We start from the raw sequence: 1,301 nt of genomic DNA on the forward strand, positions 1-1,301 counted from the left end.
GCGAAGCGACAATCACAGCTAGCCTTGCTCAATGAAGCAGGAGAACAGCTATGGAGTGAACGCATAAGTAGCAGCAGGGATAACTGGGAAGCATTAGCCAAGCAGTTGCGAGCCAGTGATTGTGTAGCAATGGAGGCAACCACCAACAGCAATGCGGTAGCGCGGTTGCTGAGGCACAGTGGCGCACGAGTGATAATATCTAATCCCCTCAAGACACGAGTAATTGCGCAAGCAAAGGTGAAGACCGATAAGGTAGATGCACGAGTATTAGCAGAGTTGGCGAGAGCTGATTATTTACCAACTGTATGGCTGCCAGACGCAGACACCGAGGCGCTGCGAGAGTTGATGAGCGATCGGCGCTCTGTGGTAGCCAGACGCACAGAGTTGAAGAATCGCCTACAGGCGATCTTAGCCAGCAACCTGATTGCAGATAATCACACAGACCTGTTTGGGGTGAGAGGGCGAGCCTATCTGGCGAGATTGTGTGCAGGCAAAGAGGCTGGTCTCACGCCATTGGATCGCGTGAGAGTACAAGCAACATTGGCAGAGTTGGACGGCTTGGCTGTCAGTATTAAAGCAGTAGAAGGAATCATTGCGGCAATGGTAATGGAGCGACCACACTGGCGAGCCAATCTCGACCGCCTGCTCACGATCCCAGGAGTGTCACTGGTAGTAGGAGCAGGCTTGTTAGCAGCGATCGGAGATATAAGTCGTTTCCCTGCTGCCAAACACTTAGCCTCATACTTTGGCTTAGTGCCATCGACATATCAGTCTGGTGATAGTCAAGCTCGTCACGGACGCATTACCAAGCAGGGACGCGCCGAAGCGAGATGGTTGGCAATAGAAGCAGCCGAGCATTTACGACGCGGACCAGGACCATTGCGCTTGCTCTACCAGCGCGTGTGTGCCAAGCGTGGACATAATGTGGCAGTGGTGGCAGTAGCGCGCAAACTGGCAGAGTTAGTCTGGCACTTGTTGAGCAAGCAAGAGGACTACCTCTATCATCAACCTCGTCTAACTATGGAGAAGAGAGCTAAAGTCAGACTAACGGCACGTCTCGCCACTAACACAAAGACTGCTTCAGCAACTCCACGTAAAGCTGGTCGAGCCCCACTCTATGGCTCAGCTTTGCCAGGTCGGCAAGTGCTCACACAAATTGCTCGGCAGGCGGCGCTGAGAGCTGAACAAATCTATCAGGCAGTGCTGGCAAGCAAATCTTGTCCTGACACAACTAGCCCTCAGGGATTTAATCCTCTCAAGCCCAATCCGGTTGATTGGCAGAAATTGCTTGAGATTGTCGC

The 1,301-nt window shown here is 52.7% G+C and carries 1 protein-coding gene; it reads left to right on the forward strand.

Annotated features, from left to right (window positions below):
- Window positions 1–24: 24 nt before the first annotated feature.
- Window positions 25–1,301 (forward strand): IS110 family transposase (locus AB1598_15110; GenBank protein ID MEW6146339.1); only part of this gene is annotated, 1,277 nt, incomplete at its 3' end.

This window comes from Thermodesulfobacteriota bacterium (genome assembly GCA_040754335.1).
Taxonomy (GTDB): Bacteria; Desulfobacterota_D; UBA1144; order Nemesobacterales; family UBA2774; genus 2-12-FULL-53-21.